Origin of the sequence: Adlercreutzia equolifaciens (assembly GCF_029076695.1) — a bacterium.
Lineage (GTDB): Bacteria > Actinomycetota > Coriobacteriia > Coriobacteriales > Eggerthellaceae > Adlercreutzia > Adlercreutzia equolifaciens_A.
The window spans coordinates 1,050,533-1,077,219 of record NZ_JARFIK010000002.1; the positions used below are offsets into that span (position 1 = coordinate 1,050,533).

1 protein-coding gene (cut by a window edge) is annotated in these 26,687 nt (G+C 65.7%); it reads right to left on the reverse strand.

Going from position 1 to position 26,687, the window contains the following annotated elements; genetic code table 11:
- Positions 1-26,687, reverse strand: the 3' portion of a protein-coding gene (locus PZH32_RS10215) for an SdrD B-like domain-containing protein (protein ID WP_275208002.1). 47,725 nt of this gene lie beyond the right edge of the window; the window shows 26,687 of its 74,412 coding nt (coding positions 47,726-74,412); the start codon falls outside the window, past its right edge — the gene reads right to left on this strand; it ends in the stop codon at positions 1-3.

A 26,687-nucleotide genomic window follows, 5' to 3' on the forward strand; every position in this document is an offset into this window, starting at 1 on the left:
CTACTCCTCCCCTTCCTCTTCTTCCCGGCGGCGGCGCGCCACGGCGGCCAGAGCCAGGGCGGCGGCCGCCAGGGCGGCCAGGCCGATGGCCCACACCATCAGCTCATCGCCGGTCTGCGGGAGCTTCACGTAGATGATGTTGGTGCCCCACGGCGTGGTAACCACAAGCGTCGACCAGTCGTCGCCGGCCATGCCCAGATCCACGGAGCGGCCAACCTCGGGCGTCCAGTTGTAGGACTCCAGCAGGTTGAAGCGCTGACCGTAGGCGTTGGGCTCGGTGCGCACCTTCTTGAAGTCGCCCAGCACGCTCATGGCCGGGGTGATGCCGATGCGGCCGGTGCCGAGCACCGAACCGGAGGCCTCGCCCCAGTCGGAGTCGTTGTTGTCGTCGTTGCCGGCGTTGATGGCCACCCACTCCATGCCGTTGGGCATGGTGGCGCGGACGCGGTAGACATAGGGCTGGTCGTCCTCGTCCACCATGGGCAGCTCGGTGAAGCGATAGGCACCGTTGACGTCGGTGGTCATGGTGGCCACCTCGCTCCAGCCGTTCTCGGACTTCACCGTGAGGCCCTTGACGGCGGCCAGGGCCACCGAGGCATAGGAAGCGCCGCTGAAGCCCACAGCCGTGGTGGCGATGGTCTTGCGCTCCAAGGTCACCTTCAGGCCGGGCACCGCCTTGGCCGTCTTGTCCTTCAGACCGTCGGCCTCGGGGTCGTTGAAGGCCACGCCAGCAATCTCGGCCAGAGCGTAGGGCACCAGGCCCGTGTCGTTCCAGTCGGAGCTCTCGCCCTCGGTGGTCATCCACACCGTGCCGTTGGGGCCGGCGGCGTAGGTGAAGCTGTTCTCGGCCGAGGCGCCGGCGGGAGCCGGGTTGGCCAGAACAATCATGCCGTCCTGCGGGTCGGCAGGCTCGATGAACTTCGTGTCCTCGTTCAGGTCGGAGTCCACCTCCGCGCTGCCGCGGCCCAGGTGGGTGACGCCGTAGCCCGCGGGCAGCTCCTCGACGGTCACCTGGTAGCCGTAGACCACCTTGCGGTAGCGGCCGTTCACCTGCTGCAGGCCGGCCTCGTCCAGACCGTCGAAGATCCAGTAGCCGCCCTCGTCAGAGTTGGTGGCCATGGCGAAGTCGCCATCGAGGTGCCAGCCGGTGCCCTGGGCATCGGTGCCGTACCAGTAGCGCTTCAGGGTTACGGGCACGTCGGCCAGGCGGCCGTCCTCGTCATCGTCCTGGATGCCGTTGTAGTTGTCGTCCTGCCAGACGATACCGGAGATGTGCAGCTTGTCCAGCGGATCGAAGCTGCTGCTGTCCTCGTCCTGCTCGGGCACCAGGCCGTAGCCGTGAGCCAGGGAGCTCCACCAGTTCAGGTCGGACCACTGGTTGTCGCCCACCAGCGAAGCCATGCGGGCCTGGTAGGCCTCCAGCAGACGCGGGCTGCCGGTGTTGTCGTAGAGCGGCAGGTTGGGCTCTTCGGGCTTGTGCTGGTTCATCTCGCGATCGGTCTGAACCTCGGTGCCGTCGGGCTGGGTCTCCAGGTACTGCTTCTTGCCACCCTCCTCGACGTGCTTGCCGAAGATGGCGTTGTGGCGCTCCTCGCTCATGTTCTCCAGGTCTTCGAGCGTGGCGGTGCCGATCCAGGCCAACATCTGGGCGATGTACTCGCTGGAGTAGTCCGAAGGATCAACCACGTCGTCGGTGCGCTCGCCGTCCGCAGCCTTGGCTGCCGGCGCGCCGACAGCAGCCGGTGCCTCGTCGGCCAGGGCCAGCTCGTCAAGGGCCATGGTAGCGATGCCGACGTTGGCATCGGCGTCGGCATCGGAGCCCGACTCGCCCTCGCCGCCGGTGTTGTCGTCACCCTCCTCAGTCTCGTCGCCGCCTTCGGCACCGCCCTCGGTCTTGCAGCAGTCCAGAGCGCCGTGGCCGCAGTCAGGCTCGGTGCAGACGCCGTTCTCGTCCTTCTCGTGCAGGCACATGCCGCACTTGTCGCACAGGCCGTCCGCCGGATCCTCGTCGACGTGCTCGCAGGTCACGTCCTCGGGATCGCGGTTGACCAGCGAGTCGTAGGTGGCGTAGGCGCCCACGGTAGTGGAGGACTCGCTCTCATCGGCCAGCGTGGTCAGGATGATGAGATCGCCGGCCTTCTGACCTGCCTCCTCCAGCTCGGAGGGCAGGACGAAGTCGCCCTTGTGGCCCGCCGCGTCGGCGATGTTCGGACGCAGGGCACCGGTCTCCTCGTCGAAGTCGGAGTTCACCCAGTCGTTGTCCGCCGCGCCCACGTGCTGCTCGGTCGGCTCGTACTGCTCCTCGTCAGGAATGCTGACAATCTGGACACGGTAGCCGTAGAGCACCTTGAAGGCCGCTGAGTCGGAGCTCGTCTGATGGGTGCCCGTGCCCTGGGCCAGGAACTGCCAGTGGCCGTTCTCGTCGGTCACGTCGAAGGCGGCGCCGGGCACGTAGGGATAGTTGTGCTGGTCGAAGTACACCTCGCCGGGATCGCATACATCCAGGGCCTGATCCTGGGTAAGCGGCACGTAGGGATACTCGCGGCCCAGGCCGTCCTTGGACAGGTCGTACAGGCCCGCACCCGGGAGCGAATCCTGGGTGAAGGTCCAGTCGCGACGCCACACGCCCTTCTCCTCATCGGGCGTCTCCATGCCCAGCAGCTGCTTCAGATCGCGCAGCGCATTGCTGTAGGCGCTGAAGATCACGCGCTCGCCATGGAGGTTGTCGGTCGCACCCTCGTCGGTGGTCTCGCCATCGTCGGAGTCCTCGCCGTCGCCCGGCTCAGTCTCGGTGCCGTCCTCAATGCCCAGGCCCTCAACGTAGCTGGACAGGAACTCAAGGTGATTCTCATACAGCACGTTGAGTTTGGCCAGGTTCTTGCGGGCCAGATCGGCACGGGCCGTGCCCTCGTCCATGGCAGCCACCTCGGCATAGAGGTGGGTGATGTAGGCGATCATGGCCGCGGCCGCCTGATCCTGCTCCTCGGCCGACATGTCGTCCTCGGTCTTGAACGGATCGGCCATGCCGACAATCTCGGCACGCTCCTCGTCGGTGAGATCCACGTCGCCGATTTCGATATTGCCGGCGCCGGTGTCACCGGGCTTGACCTCCCAGTAACCCAGACCGGAGTCGTCGTACCAGTAGCGCTCGAGGCGGACCACAGCCTCGGGGATGCGCTCCTCGCCGTCGGCCATGATGCCGTCGGAGTTGTCGTCGGCCCAGATGGTACCGTCGATGAGCACCGGCAGCTGCTTGGTGAGGCCAGCGTCGAAGGCACGCTTGTAGTACATGCGGTTGGCCAGGTCGTAGTTGGTCTTCAGGTAGCGCACCGCGTAGGCCGAGGCCAAGATGCCGCCCTCAAGATCAGCGTCGTCGGCAATCTTCTCGGCCACCACGGCGTAGGTCTCGTTGAACTTCTTGTCGTCGACGTTGACGTTGTCGGCCAAGTTGGACTCGAAGCTCACCAAGTCGGAGTTGTCGCCCACGCCGGCGCCCTCCACATGGAAGCGGCTGGCCACGTACTCGCCGGAGTCGTCGACCACCTTGATGGCGTAGCCCACCAGGTAGGGCTTGGCCGAGGTGAAGTCGGGATCGGCGGCCTGCAGCTGACGCACGCGCTCGTCATAGGCGGCCTGCAGCGCATCGCTGGCCTGGACCGCGGCCATTTGATCGGCGGACAGGGAGTAGATCTCCTCGGCGGACAGCGAGGCAAGCATGCCGGCCGTCACCGTGCGCTTGTGCAGCACCTTCAGATCGGAGGTGGACATCGAGGTGCCGTTGGAGTTGGCCACGCCATAGGGCTGGTAGACGTACTTGATGTTCTCGCCGGGCGCGGCCGGGCTCGTCTTCATTTCCTCGTTGGTCACCTTGTCGCCCACCAGCACGTAGCCCGGCAGGTTGTCGAAGTCGTAGATGCCCTCTTCATCGGTCACCGTCCACAGCTCGTGGTCGGCGATCACCAGACCGCCGCACAGGTCGCACGCGCCGTCGGAACCCGGGCGGTTCTCTTCGCTGCCGTCCTCGCCGGTGACACGGGCAAACTCGTCCACATGGGACTCGGTGGCCAGGTTCTCGCCGCAAATGGCGCACTGCTTGGTGTGGGTGTTGTCGAAGTTGTCCACGTACTTCACCGTCTCGTGCTGGCAGATGAAGGCACCGCAGACATCGCAGCTGCCATCGGGGCCCTCCTCGCCGCCAGTCACGTCGACATGGGCCTCGGTGGACAGCACCGTGTTGCAGGTCGTGCAGGTAGTGGAGTGCGTACCGTCGCCGTTGTCCGTAGCCGTGATCTCGCCAGAATGCTGGCAGCCGTTGCAGACATCGCAGCGACCGTCGCCGTCTTCGTCGACGCAGGGCTCGTTGATATCCATGGCGTTGCAGTCCTCGCACACCCAGTCGTGATGCCCGTCGCCCTTATCGGTATAGATCTTGTGCTCATGGGTGCAGGACGGATCGTCGCCGTTGATCTCCACCTCGGTAGGATCATCCAGCGAGCCCCCGCCCTCAGCCTCGGCCTCGTCGGCCAAAGCAACGGCGCTCAAAGTCGAAGCGAACAGGGCACGGAACGTCGGTACCTTGGCCGCCGTGGCCACCTGGGCCTCGGCCAGCGCCTCAAGAGCCTCGGCAGAGTGGCCCGCCTCGGCGCCCTCGGCACCCTCGGCAGCGTTCTCGCCGCCCTCGGTGCCAGCACCCTCGGACTCGTTACCGCCCTCGGTGCCGTCGCCGCCCTCGGTGGATCCGCCTTCGCCGGCGCCGCCCTCGATGACATCGCCGCCCTCGCCTGTGTCGCCGCCCTCGGTGCCGGGCACTTCCTCATCGGCATCCTTGTACTGGCGTCCGCCGTTGAAGTTGGTGTTCTCGACCCAGTAGCCAGAGTCCTTCAGGTCGCGCACGCCGCTGGCGTACAGGGCGTCGTAATCGTAGGTACGGCCGGAGCGAACCAGGTAAACCTTGCCGTCGCCGTCGACCACGACGTTCTTGCCCTTGCTCTCCAGCAGGCGCAGCGAACCAGGATTCTTATCTTCTTCATCGTCAACGACGCCGTCGCCATTTGCGTCCTTCTTAGACGTGTCGAGCCAGAAGACGTTGCCGTCCTCGTCCTCGAGCAGCTGGTGGCCGTTGTTGTCGTAGGCCGGCACGAAGTAGTACTGGGTCAGGATGACGCGCAGGTTCTCCACGCCTTCCTCGGACTCGTCGCGGTTGTCGGTGTCGATACGGTCGTCGGAGGCGCCGGCGTTGTTCACGCCGTCGTAGTCCTCGTCGTACCAGGCCTGGCCCACCAGACTGGAGCGGTCGGGCGGCACGAAGCCGGCGTTCATGGAAGGCTGATTCTGACCGATGGCGAAGTCATAGCCGAACTCGCCGCTGAACTTCTCGGTCACCACAACCTTCTTGTACTCGGTGTCATCGTCCTCACCCGGGGTCTCGGGCTTGTTGGCATCGTCGCCCTCGCCGTTGCCGGCGTCCTCGCCCTCATCACCCGTATCGGGCTCCGTGGACTCCGTGGGCCCAGTCGACTCGGTGACGTCGCCGCCCTCGCCGTTGCCGGCGTCCTCGCCTTCGTCGCCCGTATCGGGCTCGTCGGGCTTCGGCTTCTCCACCGGCTCGTACTTGATGACCTGACGCTCTTCCTCCCACTTCTGGGTGGTCTTCTGATGCGACCAGGTGTTGTCATCGGACACACCGGCCAGCACCACGTGGTAGATCAGGTTGTTCTTCGAAATCTCGCCCTCGACGGTCTCGCAGCCCTTGATGGAGCACTCGGCGTCGTGATGCTTGGCCGCACCGGTCTGCATGAACTGCTCGTCCATGAACACCGGGTAGTTGTTGGTGTCGTACTCGCTCCACACCTCGGCCATGCCGTCGGTGTTCGTGCTCTCGTCCTGCTCCTCGGCCGTCACCATGGGCTGGACGCGGGAGTTAACCACATCGTGGGCCGTGGTCTCGGCCTCGAAGCTGGTCACCAGCAGCGAGCTCATGCCCTGCTCGCCCTTCTCGCCGTTCACTTCCACGGTGTAGGAGGCCAGAGCGTACTCGTAGGTGCCCTTGGCGGCGTTCCAGGTACGGTAGGCCGTGGGCAGGTGGTCGAAGATGTAGTAGCCGGACACACGGGATTCCATGGAGAGCTTGTAGAACGTGGCGTTCTCGTCGGCCAGATCCTCCTCGGTGGCAGGCACGTAGGCGCCCTCGACGAGCACGTAGAGCTGCTCGGTCTCGACGGTCGGGTCTTCCACCGGCTCGTAGGTGGCCTGAGCCTGCGGGCCGTTGCCCGTGAGCACGGCCACGCGGCCCTTACCCAGGTAGGTGGAGTTGGGCACCTTATAAGTCAGGCGGCTGGCCGGCGTCTTGCCGTCCACCGTGGTAGCACCCGGTGCGATGGTGACCTTCTGGGCCTCGTTCACACCGGCGGCCTTGATGGCGGCCATGACATTCTGGTCGTTACCGAAGGACTCGTTCTGCACCCACTTGCCGTTCACCAGGTAGTACTGCTTCAGGATGACCTGCTTGCCGTTGTAGCCGTACTCGATGTAAGGCTCGGTGGTCTTGGTGCCGTCCTTCTCGGTGACCACGCGGGTCTCGGTATTGTAGTTGTACAGGCCGTCGTAGTCGGCATCCTCCCACAGGTAGCCGTTGATGGCGTAGGCCGGGGGCACGATGAGGCCGCCGTCGTTGTGGTCGCGGCTGGCGCCCATCATGAGGTCGTAGGCCACGTAGGTGGTGCCGTTCACGGTCTTGGTCAGCAGCGGCTTGGTCTCCACCGTGCCGTCCTCGCCCGTTTTCTCGTGCGGCGTCTGGTCGGCGTTGTTGGAGGCCGGCGCGTAGACGATATTGGAGGTGTGCGAGGTCAGGCCGTTGGGGGTGGTGCCATCGGCAGCCACGGTCTCCAGCAGCACCAGGTACTCGTCATCGGCCGTGAGGCTGTTGCCCTCGGTCAGGTCGGAATCGCGCTGGTAGTCGGTGGTGGTCTGGTACTTCGCCTTGAACAGCTCGTTGTCCGTCACGCGCGTATCGGTGACCTTCACCTTGTAGCCGTAGACCAGCCACTCGCCGTTGGCCAGGGCCTTGGCCACTTCCAGGTTATCGAAGCTGTAGGTGCCGTTGCGCCACAGGTCGTTGCCCACCAGGTGCTCGCCGCAACCCAGGGACAGCACACTGCTGGAAGCGGCGGCGCCCTTGTCGATCATGACGTCCTTGGTGGTGGTCTTCAGGCTGAAGTCGGCATCCTTCTGCCAGCCCTTGTTGGCCTGGCTCAGGTTGAAGAAGTAGCGCTCGAGGGTTACCTCGTAGCCGTTCAGGGCCGTCTCGCCGCGCTCCTCAATGCCGTTGTTGTTCTTGTCGCTCCACAGCACGCCGCGGATGGAACGCGGGGTGGGATGGGTGGCACCGATGTTGCCGCCGGCCACCGGGGTGGTGTAGCGCTTGTAGGTAATGGTGCCCTGGTCGTCAAAGGGACCGGGTACGCCCTGGTACTCGATGGCGCTGTCCACCGTGAGCCAGTCATAGGCGGCGCTCCCCGCGGCCTGCTCGATGAGCTGGGCCGCCGGCACGGTAATGTAGTCGCTGGTCAGAGCAAGCTTCGTCTGACCCTCGCCCGCCGGGATGCCCTCGCTGGCCACCACGATGCGGCCGCCCGTACGGGTACCGGACACCGTGGCGTTGGCGCCGTCGTCGCCCAGGGTGGTGGTCATGACCTCGGCGCGATCGAGCACCGGGCGGCCCAGGCGCGTGCCCGCGGCCGTGTCGTCGAAGTCAGCCGCGCCAACACGGTCGAGCTTCTCCACGTCGGAGTCGACGGCGAAGTCGGTGCCCTCGTGGTAACGGGTGAGCATCCAGTCGTAGCCGTTGGCGCTGTCGCTGCCGCGGGCGCCCAGGCCGTCGATCTCCACCTGGTAGGAAGCCAGCGAGTACACGTCATCGGCCAGCTTCAGGGTCGGCGTGGCCGCTACGGACACATCCGCAACTTCCTTGCCGCCCTCATCCACAATGGCGCTGGGAATATGGCGGAACACGTAGGTGCCGTTGCCCAGGGTGTCGACGATCTTGCCGTCGCGGTCGTAGCCCACCGTGCCGGACAGCACCGTGCGCACACCGTCGCCGTTATTGTCGGTAACCTCCTGCCAGCTGGTAACGCCCGTATCAGGATCGGTCACCTTCTGCCAGGTCACGTCGCCGTCGAAGTCGGTCATCTGGGTCCAGGTCTGGGCATCCTCGTCGTACTTCCACTGGGTCAGGCCCAGGGTGCGGCCGTTGAGGCCGGCCTCGAACTTGGGCTGGTAGATACCGTCGTAGGAGCGACGCTGCTCGGCCAGATCCTCGATCGGGTCGTCCTTGGCCTCGTAGGAGTCGTCCCACACCGTGCCCGTGATGGTGGTCTCGGGCACGTAGACCAGACCACCGTCGCCGCCCTGCTGGGACTGCACGGCCGTGGTGATGTCGTAGGTCACGCCGTTGTAGAAGATCTTGCTGCCGTCGGCCACTTCCTTGCCGGCCACCAGCTTGCGGGCGATGATGGTCATGCCGTCCTGGCGCACGGTGCGCGTGGCGTTTGCATCGATGCCGTCGGCCGGGTTGTCCACGTCCTTGATCTCGCGGACGCGGTTGACCATGGCCAGGGTGCCCTCGCTGGTGCGGAACAGGTCGGAATCGTCATGGTAGCCGGTATCCGAGGCGTTCTCGGAGGCATGGGTGCGGCTCAGCGTGGCGCCCGCAGGCAGCTCCATCACTTCAACGGTGTAGCCGCACAGGTACTCCTTCGTGGAGGTGGCGTCGGGCTGGAAGCTGGCCGGCATGTCCTCGGTCTTGTACTGGCCGATGGCCAGGCCGTCCTCGTTGTTGGCGCCAGCGGTGCGCACCGTCACAGGAGCATTGCCCGTCAGCTGCCAACGTCCGTCGTCGTCCAGGTAGTACTGCGTCACCTTGACGACCACATTGGGGATGCCCGGCTCGCCGTCCTCGCGAATACCGTCGTAGTCGCGGTCGTTCCAGATATAGCCCTCGATGGGAGCCGCCGGCGGCATGACGAAGCCGCCGTTGATACGGCTCTCGTTCTTACCGAAGGTCAGATCGAAGGACACCTTCGTGTCATCGGCGTCGCCCTCGCGGTTCTTGCCCGCGGCCTCCACGGCATACTGCGTGGTGGCCACCGAGGAGCCGTTAGCGTCCTTCTCGGTGGAGCCGGCCAGCACCAGCATAGCGTCCAGGGTATGGATGTCGCTGTCGGAGCTGTAAGCGTCCTTGCGGCGCAGCGGGAAGGTGCCCAGGCCGTAGCGATCGGCGTTGGCATCGCCCTGGTTCACATAGGACAGAGCCTTGGAGTTCCAGGTGTCGTAGTCGGTGCGATCCTTCCACGTCGGATCCGGCGTAGCCTGGGCCTCGTGGTCGGAGGGCTTGAAGGACAGGTTGCCCTTCACGGCCACCGTGTAGCCGGCCAGGTACTCCTTGCCGTCCACGATGACGCGCACCGGCAGGTTGGTGAACTCGTAGTAGCCGTCCACGGTGTCCTTGGCCGCATCGCCGGCCACCGTCTTGGTGCGGCGGTAGGCGAAGGCGTCCTCGTCGCCGTCAGAGAGCTCCGTGTTGTAGTTCTTGACGGGCTTCCAGGTGGCATTCTCGGTGTCGAAGTACCACTGGCGCAGGTAGATGGTGGTGCCCACGCGACCGTCCTCGGGCTTCTCCAGCTTCAGCTTGTTGCGCAGGGCGTAGTCGCCGGTCTCCTCGGGATCGGGATAGCCGGGGTTCGTGGCCTCGGCGGACAGGTGATGGGTGTAGAGGCCGTCGTGGTAGTCGTTGTCCTTCCACACATAGCCTGCAATGGCGCGGTAGGCCGGAGCAATCTCGCCCACGTCGCCAGCCACCTTGGTGTACAGCGGCGCCGTCCACTGGTACTTCACGGCATCGGCGGTGTCCATGGCCTGGTTCGCCGGGATATCCGAGAAGCTGGCCGGCAGGCCCTTGGTGGACTCGTCGGACACCGTGGACAGGATCACCTGGCCGTTGTTGGCGCGCAGGGCGTTGCCGTCGGCGTCGTAGCGCTCGATGACCGGGTAGCTATGGTAGTAGTTCTCATGAGCGGTACCGGCCACGCCCGCTTCCTCGGCGTTGCCCGCAACACCAATCTGGGCGGCCACGGCGTTGGAGTCCGTCGTCAGGGCCTCGCCCTGATTCTGGGACGTCAGGTGCCACGGATCGGCCGGATAGTTGTTCGCGGACTGCAGCTCCACGCGGTAGGCGGCCAGGAAGTACTCGTCGGTACCGGTCTTGGTGTTGTACTTCACCACGGCCGTGGGCAGGTTGTCGAACACGTAGGAGCCCTGGGGCAGCGTGACGTCGTTGCCGTTCTCGTCCTTGGCGGTGCGCACGCCGCCTGCCACGGTCTTCACGGCCACGGCAGCCTGCTTGCCGGCAGCATCCTTCTGGGACACGCCGTCGGTTACCACGGGCACGCGCACGGTAGTCTCGGTCACCTCGCCGGTTTCCGTACCGTCCTCGCCCAGCACCGGGTTCTTCACCACATCAGCCTTAGTGGACACCCAGTCGCTGCCGAAGCCCACGTTCTGCACCCAGGCGCCCTGGACGTCGGCGGGCTTGGCGCCCTTCACGGTCTCGCCGTTGCCGTCGACCCACTCCACCAGGCCGGCGTCGTCGCCGGTCTCGATCTGCTCGAAGGCCGCGGCCGTGGCGGGCACGTAGTACCACTGGGTGGCGAGCACCGTCTGGCCCACCAGACCCGGCTCGTCCACGTCGCGCACGCCGTCGGAGGCGGTGTTGTCGGCCTTCTCGGTGTCGTCCCACACCAGACCGGTGATCTGGGAGGTGGGCACCTTGAACAGGCCGGTGTTCACGTTCTGGCGCGTGGCCACCTTGTTGGCCACGTCGTAGTTCACGCCACCCATGGACAGGGTGTAGGGCGTGTTGACGGCCGGGGTGGTGCTGTTGGCCGTCAGGATGTAGCCGGTGGTCTCGGCGAATTCGTTGTCGTCCTGCTCGTCGGCAGCGGTGAACTGCGGGTAGCCGGTGACGATGGGCGTCAGGTAGCCGTCCACCATATCGCTGCGCAGCACGTCGCGCTTGGCATCGGAGTCGGTGGTGCTGGTCACGCCGGTGGCCGCATCGTTGTTGTGGTACACGGTGAGCACGTGACCCACGGGCAGCGTGGGCTCGGTCACACGGTAGGCGGCCAGGGCCAGTACGTCGTCGGTGGCCGCCGGATCGCCGGCCGCCAGCGGGTTGCCCTCGGCATCGAACTGCACGTAGGACAGCAGGCCCTTCGTGTTGTCGTCGTTGAAGGCGAAGAAGCCGTTGGCGTCCGTCTTCACCACGAACTTGCCGGTGTGGCCGGTCACCGTGGTGGTGGCCCCGTCCTCGCCCTCGATGGTCTCGGTGGTCTCGTCGCCGAAAGCCGGGTTCTTGATCCAGGCGCCGATCACCGCATCGTTGTCATCGCGTACCAGCTCGATGACGTGGGTGTCGGTGATGTCCAGCTCGTAGGTGCGGGCCGCACGGAGCACCTGGTTCTTGTTGTTCTTCACCTCGTCGGCCACGAACTTGTCGCCGTCCAGCGAGCCGGCCAGGTAGTACCACTGGGTCAGCTCGACGGTCTGGTTCTCGATGGCGTAGTCGCCGTCGGAGCCAATCTCCTGGATGCCGTCGAAGTCGGCATCGAACCACACGGTGCCTGATACCTCGGTGGTGCCGAAGTAGCCGAAGCCGCCGGAGAGCTTCTCCTCGTCGCGGCCGGTGGCCATGTCGAAGGACACGGTGGTGGTACCGCGGGTCTGCTCTACCTTGTAGTTGTCGTCCTGGGTGTAGTCGGTGGTGTTGCCGGCCAGCACGATCATGCCGTCAAGGGTGGAGTTGGAGGTGTTGTTGTACACCAGGGTGTCCACGTCGTTGTCGAACATCAGAGGCGCCTGGCCGGTCAGGTTCTGCCAGCCCAGCGGGTAGTTCGTGTTGACGTAGGTGTCCACCGAGGTCGTGCCATCGGTGTAGGTGACGGTACCGCCCTGGTTCTCCAGCAGCTGGGTGCCGATGATCTGAGCCGTGGACTCCTGCTCGTCCTCGCCCAGCGCCTGGCCCTTCTCCTCGATCTTGGTGACGGGCACGTTCAGAGCCTCGGCCTCGGTGCCGCCCAGCACCTCGACGGTATAGCCGGCCAGGTACTCGGTGCCCTCCACGGCCACGTACACCGGCAGGTTGCCGAAGTAGTAGTAGCCCGCCAGCGTGCCCTCGTCCTCGTTGGCCTCGCGGGTGAGCGTGCTGCACTCCACCGCGCCGTCGGCCACCTGGTCGGCTGCCTCGGCCACCAGAGCCACCAGCTCGGCCACCGTAGCGGCGCCGCCGCCCACGGTGGGATCGATGTTGGTGAAGTTGGCCACCTGGACCCACTCGCCGCCGTTGCCGGTGGCCTCACCGCTGCCGTCAACCTCGGGCTTGAAGTACCACTGCTTCAGGATGACCTTCTTGCCCACCAGGCCCTCTTCGCTGTAGGTAGTGCCGTCCACGGCGAAGCTATCGGCCGCGGTGTCGTAGATGCCGTCGTAGTTGGCGTCGCGCCACACGTAGCCGGCGATGAAGTGCTTCGGGATCTCCATGATGCCGCCGTCGTTGTGCTTGCGGCTGGCGCCCTTGGCCAGGTCGTAGCGCAGGGTGGCCGGGGCCTTCACGGCGTCGACGCCGTCAGCGGCCGGAACATCCTTCACCACGGAAACCGCGGGCATGCGGCCATAGCGGTCGGCCTCGTTCTGGTTCGGGTTCAGCGAGGTGCCGGCCACCACCAGGTTGGAGGGCTGCGAGGGCACGGACACCTTGGCCGCGCCGGTGTTGGTGGCGTTGCCCTGGGCATCCTCGGCCGTGCCGTTCACGTACTCCTCGGTATCCTCCACGTTCAGCAGCACGGCGTACTCGTTCTTCTCCATGAGATAGCCGTCGTTGTAGTTCAGGTCGGAGTCGATGGTGTAGTCGTCGGCCTTGGCCGGGTTGCTCGTCTCGTGGACGTTGGCGGCCAGCAGGTGGCGGGCACGGAACTCGGGGTCGCTCACGCGCACCTTGTAGCCATAGACCACCACAGCTTGCTTCGCGCCCTCGGTCTCGGCATCGACAATCATGCCGTCCTTCACCCAGCGGCGATCGGAGCTCTTCAAGTTCTTGAACTCGTAGGTGCCGTCGGCGCCGTCCACGTTCGCCGTCACCGTATTGGCATAGGCCATCTCGGTGTAGCTGTAGGAGCCATCGGCCTCCTTCGTCCAGCCCTTGGCCACGGCCGGCTTCATGGGCGAGGTCTTGGCCTGGACGTTGTCGGTGTAGTCGGTCGGGTACTCGTCGGCCCACTGGGCATCCCAGGTCCACTCGGCGTCGGCGTCGTCGGCCACATAGTAGTAGCGCTCCAGGGACACCTTGATGCCGTTAACGCCGGGCTCGGCCAGCACCTTGGTCGGATCCTCGGGATCGGGGTAGTTGCCCTGCAGGCCGTCGTTGTTCTTATCCATCCACACGGTACCGGTGATGGTCTCGTAGGGCGGGCGCACCTCGCCGATGTCGCCGCCATGGTGCAGGGCGGTGCCGTCGGGAAGCTCCAGCATCCAGTCGTACTGCGTGACGTCGTTGCCCTCCCACATGTTGTTGGAGTTCTCCACGTCCTCGGTGGTGTTCTGGTTGCCCGGATGATCCTTGTCCACCAGGGTGGACAGAATGATCTGACCGTTGTTCTGGCGCTCGGCCAGCTGGTTGTTCGTATCGCGCTCGTCGTTCTGCTGGGACACGATGTAGCCGCCGGCAATGCCCGTGGCCGTCAGGTCCTTCACGTCGGAGTCCAGCTTGGCGTTCTCGATATCGGTCTTGCCCTCGGCCACAGCGCGATGACGGGTGAGCAGCCAGGTATCGTTGGCCGAGCCGGTCACGGTATCGAGCGCCGGCGTCTCGTTCATGGCCGGGATTTCCACACGGTAGGCGGCCAGGTAGAACTCGTCGTAGGTCTTGTTCTGCACCACGCACACCGTGGGCAGCTTGTCGAACAGGTACACGCCCTTGGCAGCCTTGGTGAGGCTGACGTCCTCGCCGGCCGAGGTCTTCACGGACACGATGCCGTTGCCGTTGTACTTGGAGCCGGTCATGTAGGGCTCGTGGGTAGTGGTGACCTTACCGTCCTCGTCGGTGGTCGTGGTGGTGTAGGCGGTGTAGCGCTCCTTGCCGAACTGGGTGTTGCGGATCCACACTCCCTTCTCGATAGTGTCGGCAATCTCGTCCTTGTCCAGCTTGCCGTTGCCGTTGGCATCATCGCCGATACCCTCGGTCAGACCGAAGGAGGCCATCACCAGGTCGGCGTGGTTCTTCTTGAAGTCGCCCCACTTGGTGGTGGGAACGTACATCCACTGGGACAGGCGGATTTCCTCGTCCTCGATGCCCTCTTCGCCCTCGTCCTGGAGGCCGTTGTAGTCGGCGTCGTTCCACACCTTGCCGGAGATGTTCGCCTTCAGCAGCTCCACCAGACCCGCATCGCCGCCACGCAGCGGGGTGTCGACGGTGCGGGGGATGTCGTAGCGCTTGCCGTTGTAGAACACCTCGGTGTCGCTCACCGCGGCGCCGGAAGCGGCGGCCTTGGTGTTGGTCATCTGGTACTGACCGCCCTCGACGGTGTCGGCCTTGTCGGTGATCTCGGCGGACACGATGACGTAGCCGTCGGTGCGGACGGTCACTTCCTCGGTGCCGTTGGCACCCACCACGGTCACGCGGATCGGAGCGGCCACGTCGGTGTCACCGGTCTCGCCGGCCACTTCCTCGAACAGCTCCACCAGGTTGTCGTCGCCCACGCGCAGGGCGTCGGAGTCGATGGCGATATCCAGGCGGTGCTTCAGGTTCTCGGCATCGCCCAGGGAACCGTCGGTGTTCTCCACCATGCCCTGATGCGGGAAGGTAAGCGCGTAATCGGGCTCCACCTCGTCCAGGCTCACGCGATAGGAGGTCATGTAGATGTGGTCGGAGCCGGCCTTGGCGGCGGTCACAGCCAGCGGGTCGGCGGCGGTGTCCACCACATCGGCGGTCACGCCCTCGCCCATGACGGGCTCGGCCGGCACCTCGGGCTGCTCGGGGGTCTCACCGGCATCCTCGCCGTCGCCCTCGGCACCCTCGGTCTCGTCGGTGCCCTCGCCGTCAGCGTTCTCGCCGTCCACGATCTCGTCGCCCTCGGTGGCTTCGCCAGCGTTCTCGCCGGCATCCTCGCCCGCGTTCTCGCCGTCGCCCTCGGTGCCGTCGCCGGCTTCGGGGGTGTCGGGCGTGGTGCCGGGCAGGGCGAAGGTGCCCACCGGCAGGTTCACGTGCTTGCGGTTCGGGAAGTAGGGCTGGATGTCGGCCACGGTGCCGTCCAGCGTATCCACATGGACGTAGCTGACCAGCTCGTCGAACAGGTAGGTGCCCTCGGCGTTGGACACGGCGCCCTCGAAGTAGCCGGCGTCGTCCACGGCAATGCGGCCATCGATGTCGACGGTCTTCTCGAAGGTGGTCGTGGTGTTGTCCTCGTTCTTCTCGGTCACCTCAACCTTGGGCAGCTCGCTCACGTGGGTGCGGTAGGTGAAGTTCTTGGACTTGAACCAGATACCGTCGTCGCTGGTCTTGTCGTCGTAGTCGTACTTGGCGGCCTTCAGAGCCTCGGCGGTGTCGGTGCCGTCGGCCATCGTGTCGCCGTTGGGCACGAAGAACCACTGGGCCACCTGGAGGGTCTCCCCTGCCACCGGCTTGTCCTTGGTGTCCTTATCGTAAATATCCTTGTCGCTGTAGAAGCCGTCGACGTTCTTGTCCTGGAACACCGTGCCGGTGATCTTGGCGGTGCTGAAGGCGCCGAAGCCGCCGTCGAGGTTGTCCTCGTTGCGGCCCACGGACCAGTCGAACACAAGCTCGCTGGCGTCGGTGGCGCCGTCGGCGGCCAGACCGTTGGTGGTCACGGTGTATTGGGGCTGGCTGCCCTTCACCAGGCCGTCCTCGGACGTATCGGCCACAGCCTTGCCAGCCAGAACAATCTTGCCGTCCATGGTGTACTTGGTGGCAGCGCCGTCGGCGTAGTCGTACTGGGCCGTCTCCTCGTTCCAGGCCAGGCGGTAGTTGCCGTTGGCCTCGCCCGCGGCGTCCACGGTGGCGGACACCTTGGTGCTGGCGGCCTGGGAGTTCAGCAGGTCGTTGTCGCCCTGCTGCACCAGGGTGGCCGGCAGGCCCGCTACAGCCTGGGCACGGTCCTCGTCGGTGGCCAGCGTGGCGTTGTGCACGTTGCCGAGCACTTCCACGGTGTAGCCGGCCAGCACGGCCTCGGACAGCTGCTTCACGCCGTCCACGGTAACGCGGTCGGCCACGAAGCGGGTGGGCAGCTTGTCGGCCAGGTAGCGGCCGTTCTCGTCGGTGGTCACCCACACGCCGCCCTCAGCGGCATCATAGGTGGCGCCGGGGATGGTGGTGACGGTGTCAGAGGCCGCCTTACCAGTGGTGCCGAACTCGGCGCGGGTGTAGTTGTCGTTGCCGAAGGCGGTGTTCTGCTTCCATTCCTTGGCATCAGCGTCGTAGAACCACTGCTTCACGATGACGCGCTTATTCGCCAGGCCGGGCTCGCCCTCGTCCTGAATGCCGTTGTAGTCGGTCTTCGCGTTGTCCGTCTCGGTGAAGTCGCCGTCGGAGTCGCGCCACAGCAGACCAGCGATGTGCTGGAACAGCGGCAGGCGCAGGCCACCGTCGTTGGAGGCGCGGTCGGCGCCGCGGGCCAAGTCGTAGATGGGCAGACCATCGGCCACGTTGCCCTCGCGCTGGCTGTCAGCGGCCGGGTTGTTCGGGTTGTTCGAATCCAGGCCGGGCTTGCGGTTGGACTTCGGCGAATCGCCCTCGATGGGCTCCAGCAGCACGTCGAACTCGCCATCGGCCATGAGGTAGCCGGTGTTGTAGATCAGGTCGGAGTCCTTCGTGAAGCTGGTGGAGCCGAAGCCGTTCACCTGGAGCTTGGCGGTGTCGTAGGCACGCAGCCACCACTGCTCGTCGGTCACGCGAGCCTTGTAGGCGTAGATGACCAGCAGGCGGTTGTCGCCCGTGCCCACCCACTCCTGGGTCTTCAGGTTCTCGAAGGTGAACACGCCGCCCTCGACCGGAGCCACCGGATCGGTGGTGCCGTTGCCGGTGATGCCGTCGGCCGCCGTGGAGGTGACCACGGTGCGAGCCACGCCGTCGGCGTGTTTGTCCGCGGTGCCCAGACCGGCTACCGGATCGGCGTCGTAGGCAGCCCACTGCTTCTCGTCGGCCCAGGCGGTCTTCTCACCGTCGTCCGGATCCCACTCATCATCGCGCAGCCACTCGGTCTGGCCGGAGCCGATCACGTAGTAGTAGCGCTCCAAGGTAACGGCCAGGCCCTCGGCGGGCTCATCGCCCTCGGAGCCCTGCAGGCCGTCGTTGTCGTTGTCGAACCACAGCTTGCCGGTGATCTTCTGTACCGGAGCCTGGGTCTGGCCCACATCGCCGCCACGGGCCACGTTGCGGGTATGGGTGACGGTGGTCTCCTTGTCCGTCTCGGGATCGACGATGGTCTCGGTGGTGGTTTCGGTGACCACGCGGGTCCAGTCGTAGAGCACGCTGGCCTCGGTGTCCATGGCGTCGCCGGCCGGGAGGGCCACGCAGCCGTCGGCGTTGCCGCCGTTGGCGTCGTCGATGGCGCGCTCGGCGGCCAGGATGACCTGACCGGCGTTGGCACGGCCCTGAATGCCGTTCTCCTCGTAGCTGCCGTCGATGACAATGCCGCCGGCCACGCCGCGCTCGGTCACGTCGGCCGCGTCGGAGTCGGCCTCGCGATCGGTGGTGTTGGCGGTGTGGTAGCGAGTGAGCAGCCACTCGTTGTCGGACTTGTCCAAGTTCTCGCTATGGTACACGTCCTCCAGCTCGATGCGGTAGGCGGCCAGGTAGTGCACATCGTCGTCGGTCACGTAGGCCGTGGGCAGGTTGGCGAAGCGGTACACGCCGTTCTCGTCGGTCTTCACCTGGAGGACGCCCGGCTTCACGTTGTCCTCATTGTCCACGACGTACTTCAGCACGTCACCGGTGGGGTTGCCCTCGGAAATGGTGCTGCCGTCGTAGATGATGGGCTCAAGCTCGCCGTCGCCCTTGATGGCGCGGTTGGAAGTGTAGCGGTCGGAGCCGAAGCTCTTGTTCTGGAACCAGTGGCTGTCGCCGTCCTCGGGATTGGTGTTGGCCGGGTCGTAGTACCACTGCGTGATGTACAGGGTCTCGCCCTCCAGGCCCTCTTCGCCCTCGTCCTGCACGCCGTTGTAGGTGCGCTTGTCGGCCGAGCCGAACTGGCCGTCGTTCCACAGCGTGCCTTCGATGGAGGCGCGGGGCACGGCGAACAGACCGGCGTCGCCGCCGCGCTGGACGCCCATCGGGTCGGGCACGTCGTAGGCCACGGAGTTGTAGGACAGCTCGTACTGGTGGCCGTCCTTCTCCTGAGCATGGTCGGCGGTGAGCACGTAGCCGTCGGTACGCCAGCCGGCGATGGAGCCGTCGAAGAACTCCTGGCGCAGTTCGATGAAGCCCTCGGCGGTGCCGTCGGGCACGCGGAAGGCGTCGGAGTCCACGTCCTCCAGACCGTCCGTCTTGGACGGATCGGAAGTGTCCACCGGCGTCTTCGTCTCCACCACGTTGCCGTTGGCGTCGGTGGTGAAGGTAGAGTCGGTGCGGTTGATGCCCACATGGGCCTTGGTCAGCGAGAAGGCAGGGGCCACCTCGGCCAGCACCAGGCGGTAGGAGGCCACGTAGAGCTTGTCCGTGGTCACCGCGTGAGCGTTCTCCAGCGGGTTGCTGTCCTTCTTCTCGCCAGGCTCGTGAACCTTGTTCTTGCCGTTCTCGGTCTCCACGTACACGAAGCTGGGCAGCTCACCGAAGCCGTAGGCGCCGTTCTCGTCGGTGGTCACCGACTGGGACGGGAAGATGTCCACGGGCACCTGCACCCAGGCGCCGCGCACCACGGAGACCTTGTCATTGGGAGTGGCACCCTCGATGGTCTCGGTCACCGGGACCACGGTGGCGCCATCGGCCACCAGCTCGCCGGCGGCGGGCACGAAGGTAGCGGCGTCGCCCTCCCCTTCCAGGGTGCCGGCCACGTAGTACCACTGGGTCAGCGTCAGGCGCTTATCGGCCAGCGGCTGCTCGGTGGCGGTGTCGTAGATGCCGTTGAAGTTGTCGTCCTGCCACACCTTGCCGGTAATGGCCGTGTTGCCGAACAGACCGAAGCCGGCGTGGAGGCTCGTCTCCTCGCGGGCCACGGAGAAGTCGAAGTCCACAGTCACGTCCTCGGCGCCCTCGGCGTCAAGGGCCTTGCCGGTGGTGGTGAGGCGGTACTGGTTCTGGGTAGCACCGCTGGGCTGCACGGCCGCACCCTCGCCCGTGGCGTTGTCCGTGGCCTTGGCGGCCAGGATGATACGGCCTTCCAGGGTGGCCTTGGTGAAGGGCACTTCCACGCCCTCGGTGCCGTCGACCGCCTGAGTGGTGTACTCGTTCCAACGCAGCGGGTAGTTGCCCGCGGCATAGAGGCTGCTGGTGTTGGCGGAAGCGGAAACCACCTTGGAGTTCAGCGGGTCGTTAGTGGCATCCAGTGCGAAGCCTTCCTGACCCAGCACGTTCACCTGCATACGGGTGGCGGGCATGCCGTTCATGGACTGCTCGGCGCTGTCGTCGTTGCCCAGCACCTCCACGGTGTAGCCGGCCAGGTACTCGGTGGCGGCCAGCAGCACGCCCTCGGCGTTCTGGCGCACCACGGTGTGGCGGGTGGGCAGGTTGGCGAACTCGTAGGAGCCGTCGGCCTCGGTGAGGGTCCAGACGCCCTTGCGGTCCTTGTCGTAGGTGGCCTTGGGCAGCACGAACAGCTGGTCGGCCGGGGCCGTCGTCGTCACTGTCGCGCCGTTCTCGGCCTTGGCGTAGTAGTCGTTGCCGAAGTTCTCGTTCAGGAACCAGTGGCTGCCGTTCTCATCGGTATTCGCCGGATCGTAGTACCACTGCTTGAGGATGACCTTCTTGCCGGCATAACCGGGCTCGCGCACCGTCTTGGTGTCGGTGGTGCCGTCCTCGTTCTCCACCTCGTCCGTGTGGTTCAGCGTGCCGTCGTAGTCGGTGTCGTTGAACACCACGCCGGCAATCTTGCTGGCCACGGGCGTGCGCAGGCCGGCGTCGGCGAAGCGACGATCGGCGCCCAGGCCCAGATCGTAGGTGAAGGTGGTACCGTCGGACACCACGTAGCCGGAGGCGTCCTTGACCGGGTCGGCCACGGTGCCCAGAGCGGCGCCGGTACGGTCGACCACGGCCACGGGCTCGGCCACCTCGGCCTCGGCGTCAGCGGCCAGCTGGGCCGCCGCGTTGCGGTCGATGGTGCTCTGGCTCGGGTTCAGCGACTGCGGCGCCACCAGGTGGTTCGTGCGCGGCGACTCGGCGGTCACCACGTTCAGCAGCACCTCGTACTCGCCCTCGGCGTTCAGATAGCCGTCGGCGTAGATGAGGTCGGAGTCGACGGTGAAATCGTCGCCCTGGCGGTACTTGGCCGCACCGATGGTGCGCTCCCAGAAGGGAACGTCGATGAGGCGCACGCGGTAGCCGTAGAGCACGATCTTCGCACCCTCGGTGGTGGTTTCGGTGACGGTCACCGTCTCCATGACCGGCTCGCCGTTCTCGTCGAAGAGCGGGTTGCCCTCTTCGTCGGTGGCCTGCTGCTCGACTTCCTTCTCCGTCTCGGTGACGGTGCCGGGCACGAACAGGTGGCTCGGCAGGTCGCCGAAGCTATAGGCGCCGTTCTCGTCGGTGACGGTGGTGCGTTGAGCGCTCACGTCGGTGCCGTTCACGGTCTTGGTCAGGCCCTGGGTCGGGTCGGCGTCGTAGGCCGCCCAGTTGTCGGCCCAATCGGCGTCGCGGGTCCACTGGGCATCCTCGGCCACGGCGAAGGAGCCGTCCTCGGTCTGCTCGGCGGTGATGGTCCAGCGCTCCAGAGCCACCTTGCGGCCGGCCTCCAAAGGCTCGCCGGCGAAGGCGGGCGTGGTCACGCCGTTCTCGTCGGTAACCTCGTCGGTCGGACCGTCGTAGATGCCGTCGTTGTCGGTGTCGTTCCACATAAAGCCGGAGATGGACTGGCGCGGTGCCTCCACCTGGCCCACGTCGCCAGCCTCCACGGGCACGGCCACGCCTTCCTCGGTGGTATCCGGATCGGCAATCCAGTCGTAGGTCTCCTCCTCGGTGCCCATGCCGTCGCCAGCGGGCAGGGTCACGTTGGCGTTCTTGTTGTTCTCGTCGGTTGCCACCTGGGCCAGGATGATCTGGCCGTCATGGCTGCGGGTGGTGCGATCCGTGGTAGCACCGTCCACGCCGGCACCGTCGGAGGCGATGCCGGTGGTGTCAGCGCTGTTGCGGCTGGCGATGATCATGCCGCCGGCCACGCCGAAGCGGTTGGTCAGGGCCACGTCGGAGTCGGAAACCACGGAAGCCGAGCCGTTGATGGTAGCGCGGTTGGCGTCGTCGGCGTCCACGCCGTCGTGGTGGTAGCGGGTGAGCACCCACTGGTTCACCGTGCCGTCGGCGGCGTTGGAGGCCTCGCGGTACAGGTCGGCCAGCTCCACGCGGTAGGAGGCCAGGTAGTACTGGTCGTCGTCGCTCACGTACACGGTGGGCAGGTTCTCCACCAGCCACTGGCCGTCCTCGTTGGTCTGCACCTGCAGCACGCCGTTCTTGCCCTCCACCGCGGTCAGCGGCGTGCCGTGGGCAGCGCCCTCGGCCTTGTCGTTGCCGTCGTAGATGATGGCGGCGTCGGCCTCGCCCTCGGCCTTGCTGTACTTGTTAGAGGTATAGGTGTCGGCACCGAACAGCTCGTTGCGCACCCACTCGCCCTCACCGGACTGGGCGTTGGCGGTCATGGCAGCGGGCTTCCAGTACCACTGGGTCAGGTAGACGGTCTGACCGGGGATACCGGCCTCGCCCTCGTCCTGCACGCCGTTGTAGCCCGTGGCGTAGTCGTAGGTGCCGTCGGCGCTCTTCACACCGGTGTCGTCCCAGATGCGGCCGGTCAGGCTCGTGCGCGGAATCTTCACCAGGCCCACCTGGCCGCCGCGCTGGGCGAACATCGGGCGCGGCACATCGTAGCGCACGCCGTTGTAGATCTGCTCGTACTGATAGCTGGCGGCGTCGTGGTTCACGGCACCGTCCTCGCCGGCGGTCAGGTAGCGGTTGCCGTCGGCGCCGCGGGCGGCCACGATGACGTAGCCGTCGGTGCGCCACAGGCTCTTCTGCACGGTGCCGGTACCGTCGGCGTTCGCCGTGGCATCCTCGGCCACCTGGTCGCGCTTGTCGTTCTCGTAGTTCTTGTCAGTGTGCTCCTGGTACTCCTCGAAGGTGTTCTCGCCGTTGAAGGAGTTGTCGAAGTACTCCTCCACCACCTGGATGACACGGTCGCCCGAGGGGTTCGGACGGAAGGCGTCGGAGTCGGAATCCTCCAGCGCCGCACCGTTCTGGGTGATGGTGGACAGGTCTCCCAGGGTCTTGTCGCCGATGTTCACACCCACATGCAGCGAGGTCAGCGCGTAGTTCGGCGCCACCTCGGACAAGGTGATGCGATAGGCGGTCATGAACAGCTGGTCCAGGGCCACCTCGTTGGCCTCCAGCATCTGGGTCAGATCGGTATCGTTGGGCTGCAGCACGCGCAGGGTGTTGCCGGCCGGGATCTCCTCCCCTTCCTCGTTGGTGTCGGCCTCGGTGACGTTGCCCACCAGGTACACGTAGCTGGGCAGCTTCTCGAACTTGTACACGCCCGTGGTCGGATCGGTCTCGGCCTCGGGACGGGTGAAGGTGGAGCGGGCACCGGCGTCGCCGGCGTTCTTCACGCGCACCCAGGCACCGGCCTCGGTGTCCTTCGGCGTGCCGTCGGCCTCGCGAGTCAGCGTGTTGGTGATCTCGTCCACCTCGAAGTTGTCCTCATCGGCCTTGAAGGCGGCGATGAGCTTCTCGTCGGTGACGTAGAACCACTGGGTGATGGCCAGCTTGCCGGACGGGATGACCGTCTCGCCGGGGTTCAGGATGCCGTCGAAGTTCTGGTCCTGCCACAGCTTGCCAGAGATGGTGGTGAAGCCGTACTCGCCGAAGCCCGCATGCATGCGAACCTCGTCGCGGCCCACGGACCAGTCGTAGATCACCGTCTGGTCGGCCGGGTTGCCCTCGGCGTCGGTGGGAGCCACCGTGGCGGAAGCGGCAGCGCCGGCAGCCAGGAACTCGTCGCCCTCGGCGGCCTGGGCCTTGCGGGTCTCGCTCACGTAGTACTGGGGCTGGGTACCGCGCGCCGCGTTCGTGGCCGCGCTCAGGCGGTCGCCGGCAGCGGCGTTGCGGGTTTCCTCGGCACCGTCGGCCGCAGGCTGAGTCGACGCCTGAGCGGCCAGGATGATCTTGCCGTCCATGGTGGCCTTCACGGTGTTGCCCGCGCCGTCGGTGGTCTGCACCGTCAGCTCGTTCATGCGCACCGGGTAGTTGCCGTCGGTGTAGTCGGCGAAGTTCTGCTCATCGGCCTGGGCCGCCAGGGCGCTGATGGCCTTGGAGTTCAGGCTGTCGTCCGCATCGTCGGTCTGCAGCAGCGTGGCGGGCAGGCCGGGGATGGCCTCGGTGTTCGTGGTCTCCACGGCACCGCCCAGCACCTCGATGGTGTAGCCGGCCAGGTACTCGGCGGCCGGGGCGTTCAAGGTGCCCGGAATCTCGGGGGTGGGATCCACGTTCGTGTACTCATCGCCCGGGTCGCCGGGGATAGTGGGCACGCGCTTCTCCACGTAGCGGGCCGGCAGACGGTCGAACAGGTAGTCGCCGGCGGTCTTCAGCACTACCGTGTTGCCGTCCTCGTCGGTCTCGGTCAGATCGGCGTCGGTGAGCACCGAAACACCCACGCCCTTCAGGTAGGTGGCGTTCGGGATGATGGTGGTCAGACCGTCGGCGTAATCGTCGTCGGTGGTGGTCTCCACAACCTGCACGGGGTTGCCGTCGGCATCGGTATCGTTCTTGTAGGTCACGGAGCCCTCGGCCACGGTGTAGGCATCGTTGCCGAAGTTCTCGTTCAGCACCCACTTCCAGGTGGTCTTCTCCACCTTGGTCTCCTCGCCGTCCACCTCTTCGGTAACCGTCTCGGTGACGGGCTTGAAGTACCACTGCTTCAGGATGACGCGTTTGCCGGGCATGCCCAGATCACCCTCATCCTTGGCAGCATTTTCGTCGCCCTCGGCGGTCTCGGGCTCGTTCATGGTGCGGGTGCGGTCCAAGGTGCCGTCGTAGTCGGCGTCCTGGAACACGCGGCCGCCGATCTTCTGCTCCACGGGCTGGCGCAGGCCGGCGTCGTTGCCGGAGCGGTCGGCGCCGCGGGCCAGGTCGTAGGTGAGCACCGGGTGGAAGCTGGCGTCCACCGCGTCCTCGCCGGCCTCGTCGTCGGCCAGGGTGGCCACACCCATGCCGGCGGCGGCGTTGGCCATCTCGCGGGCGGCGTTGCTGGTCAGCACCAGCGCGGCGCCGGGGTTGCCGTAGCGGGTGTTCATGCCGTAGCGGTCGGCGGCCACCGTCGAAAGCTGGAAGTTGATATTCGGGTTGTCGGGGTTCAGGGCGCGGCGCTTGTTCACCAGCGGCGTGTCCTCGGTCTCCACGTTCAGCAGCACGGTGTACTCCATGGCGTCGTCCGCACCGGCGGTGCCGCTCATGAGATAGCCGTCCGCGTGGACCAGGTCGGAGTCGCTCATCCAGTCGGTGGAGGACTGCACGTAGGTGCTGCCCTGGAGGTACTTGGCGGTACCCCAGTAGCGGTTCCACCAGTCGGCCTCGGTGAGGCGCACGCGGTAACCGAACACCACCAGGCGCTTCACGGCGCCCTCGGTGCCGTCGGCCACCACGTTGCCGTCCTCGTCGAAGGACAGCCAGCCCTGGCTCTTCAAGTTGGTGAACTCGTAGGAGCCGTTCTCGTCGGTTACGGTGTTGTGCGTTGCGTCCTCGGCTGCCATGTAGGCACCATAAGTGTTGTCGCCGGCAAGACCCACCGTCGGATCTTCGGCATAAGCCGCGGCGGAAACCTCATCGGTCCACGTCGGATCGACGTGCCAGCCACCCGTGAACACATCGGCGTCCTCGGCATCCAAAGAATTCGCAAGCATGTAGGAGCGCTCGAGGGTCAGCTGAACGCCGGCCACGGGCCTATCGGCAACCTCGTCGCTCTCGCCCACTGTCAAGGTGCCGTTCAGGCCATCGTTGTCAGCATCGTTGAACACGCGGCCCGTGATCTTCTGAACGGGTGGCTGGATCTCGCCCGCATCGCCACCGGCGACCTGCTTGATCGGCTCGCCAGTCTTCGGATCGGTAACAACCTCGCCGTTTTCATCGAGCAGCTTCTTGTAGGTAAGCCAGTCGTAGGTGACATAACGGTCGGTGTCGACGAGCAGACCCTCGTCAGCCACGGCCTCACCAGCCACCGTCTTGTCGACAATGTCGGCCAGAGGCACGGTCACCTTGGAGGCCTGCAGGTTGATAGCCGTGGTAGCCGTATCGATGTTGCTGTATTTCGTGTTGCGGGTAGTATCAGCCAGAATGATGTGGCCAGAGTGCGCTCGCACGCCATCATGGGATGCACCATCAAGGGTGACCACCGTATCTTGAGCAGTTACGGCAATGCCCGAGCCGACTGCCTCGATAGAGGAATCGGCATCGGAGTCAACCTTGGCAGAAGCCAGCGGGTCGCCCTCCACGTCCTGGGCAAGCGTCTTGTGGAAGCGAGTAAGCAGCCAGGCCTCGTCATCGGCCGTTGTAGTCTCATCGCCCTCGACGAAGTTGAGCTCGCCCACCTCAACGCGATAGCTCGCGAGGTAGTGGGTGCCATCAGCGGAGGTGAAGGCAGCGGGCAAGTTATCGAAGGTGTAGACGCCCTTGGTGGACTCGTCGCTCTGCTCCTCCTCACCGATTACCTCGTTGGTGACAGGATCGCGCACGTCTTCCATCCACACCTTGGTATCGGCGGTCTTGGCAGCGATGACGCCCGTCGGATTTCCGTCTTCATCCAGCACGTTCCAAGAGCCCGTAGAGCGAGGAACCACGGTCTCGTTGAACACGAGCTGGCCGTTGCCGTCGATAGCCTGCTCGCCAGACTCCTCGTCCATGACGGGATCCTTCTGAATACGGCTCGTAAGCTTGTCGGTACCGAAAGCAAGGTTGCGCACCCAGAAACCGGAGCCGTCGGAGGAAGCCTCGTAAGCGCCGGCTTCAATGGCCTCGTCGGGCACGCCGGCAGCGGAAGCCTTCTCAGCCAAGGCAGCCTCCTCCGCGGAGGTCAACTCGTCCTTGGCGGCCAGCTCGGCCAACACGGCGTCGGTCGTGAAGCGGAAGGACGCGTCAGCGACCTCAGTATCGGAGCTCTCGGGACCCGTCGGCTCGATCACAGCATCGTCGCCGTCATTGACGCCCAGGTTGGCAAGCGGCAGGTAGTACCACTGAGTCAGGTAGACGGTCTGCCCGGCCAAACCCGGCTCGCCATCGTCCTGAATACCGTTATAGGCGCGCTCGCGAGCCGCGGCGTTATCGGTGTTTTCGTCGGTCTCGTAGAACGAATCGTCCCACACCTTGCCCGTGATGCTGGAGCGCGGCACCATGACCAGACCGGTGTCCCAATTGTACAGACGCGCGGCATCGCCCAGAT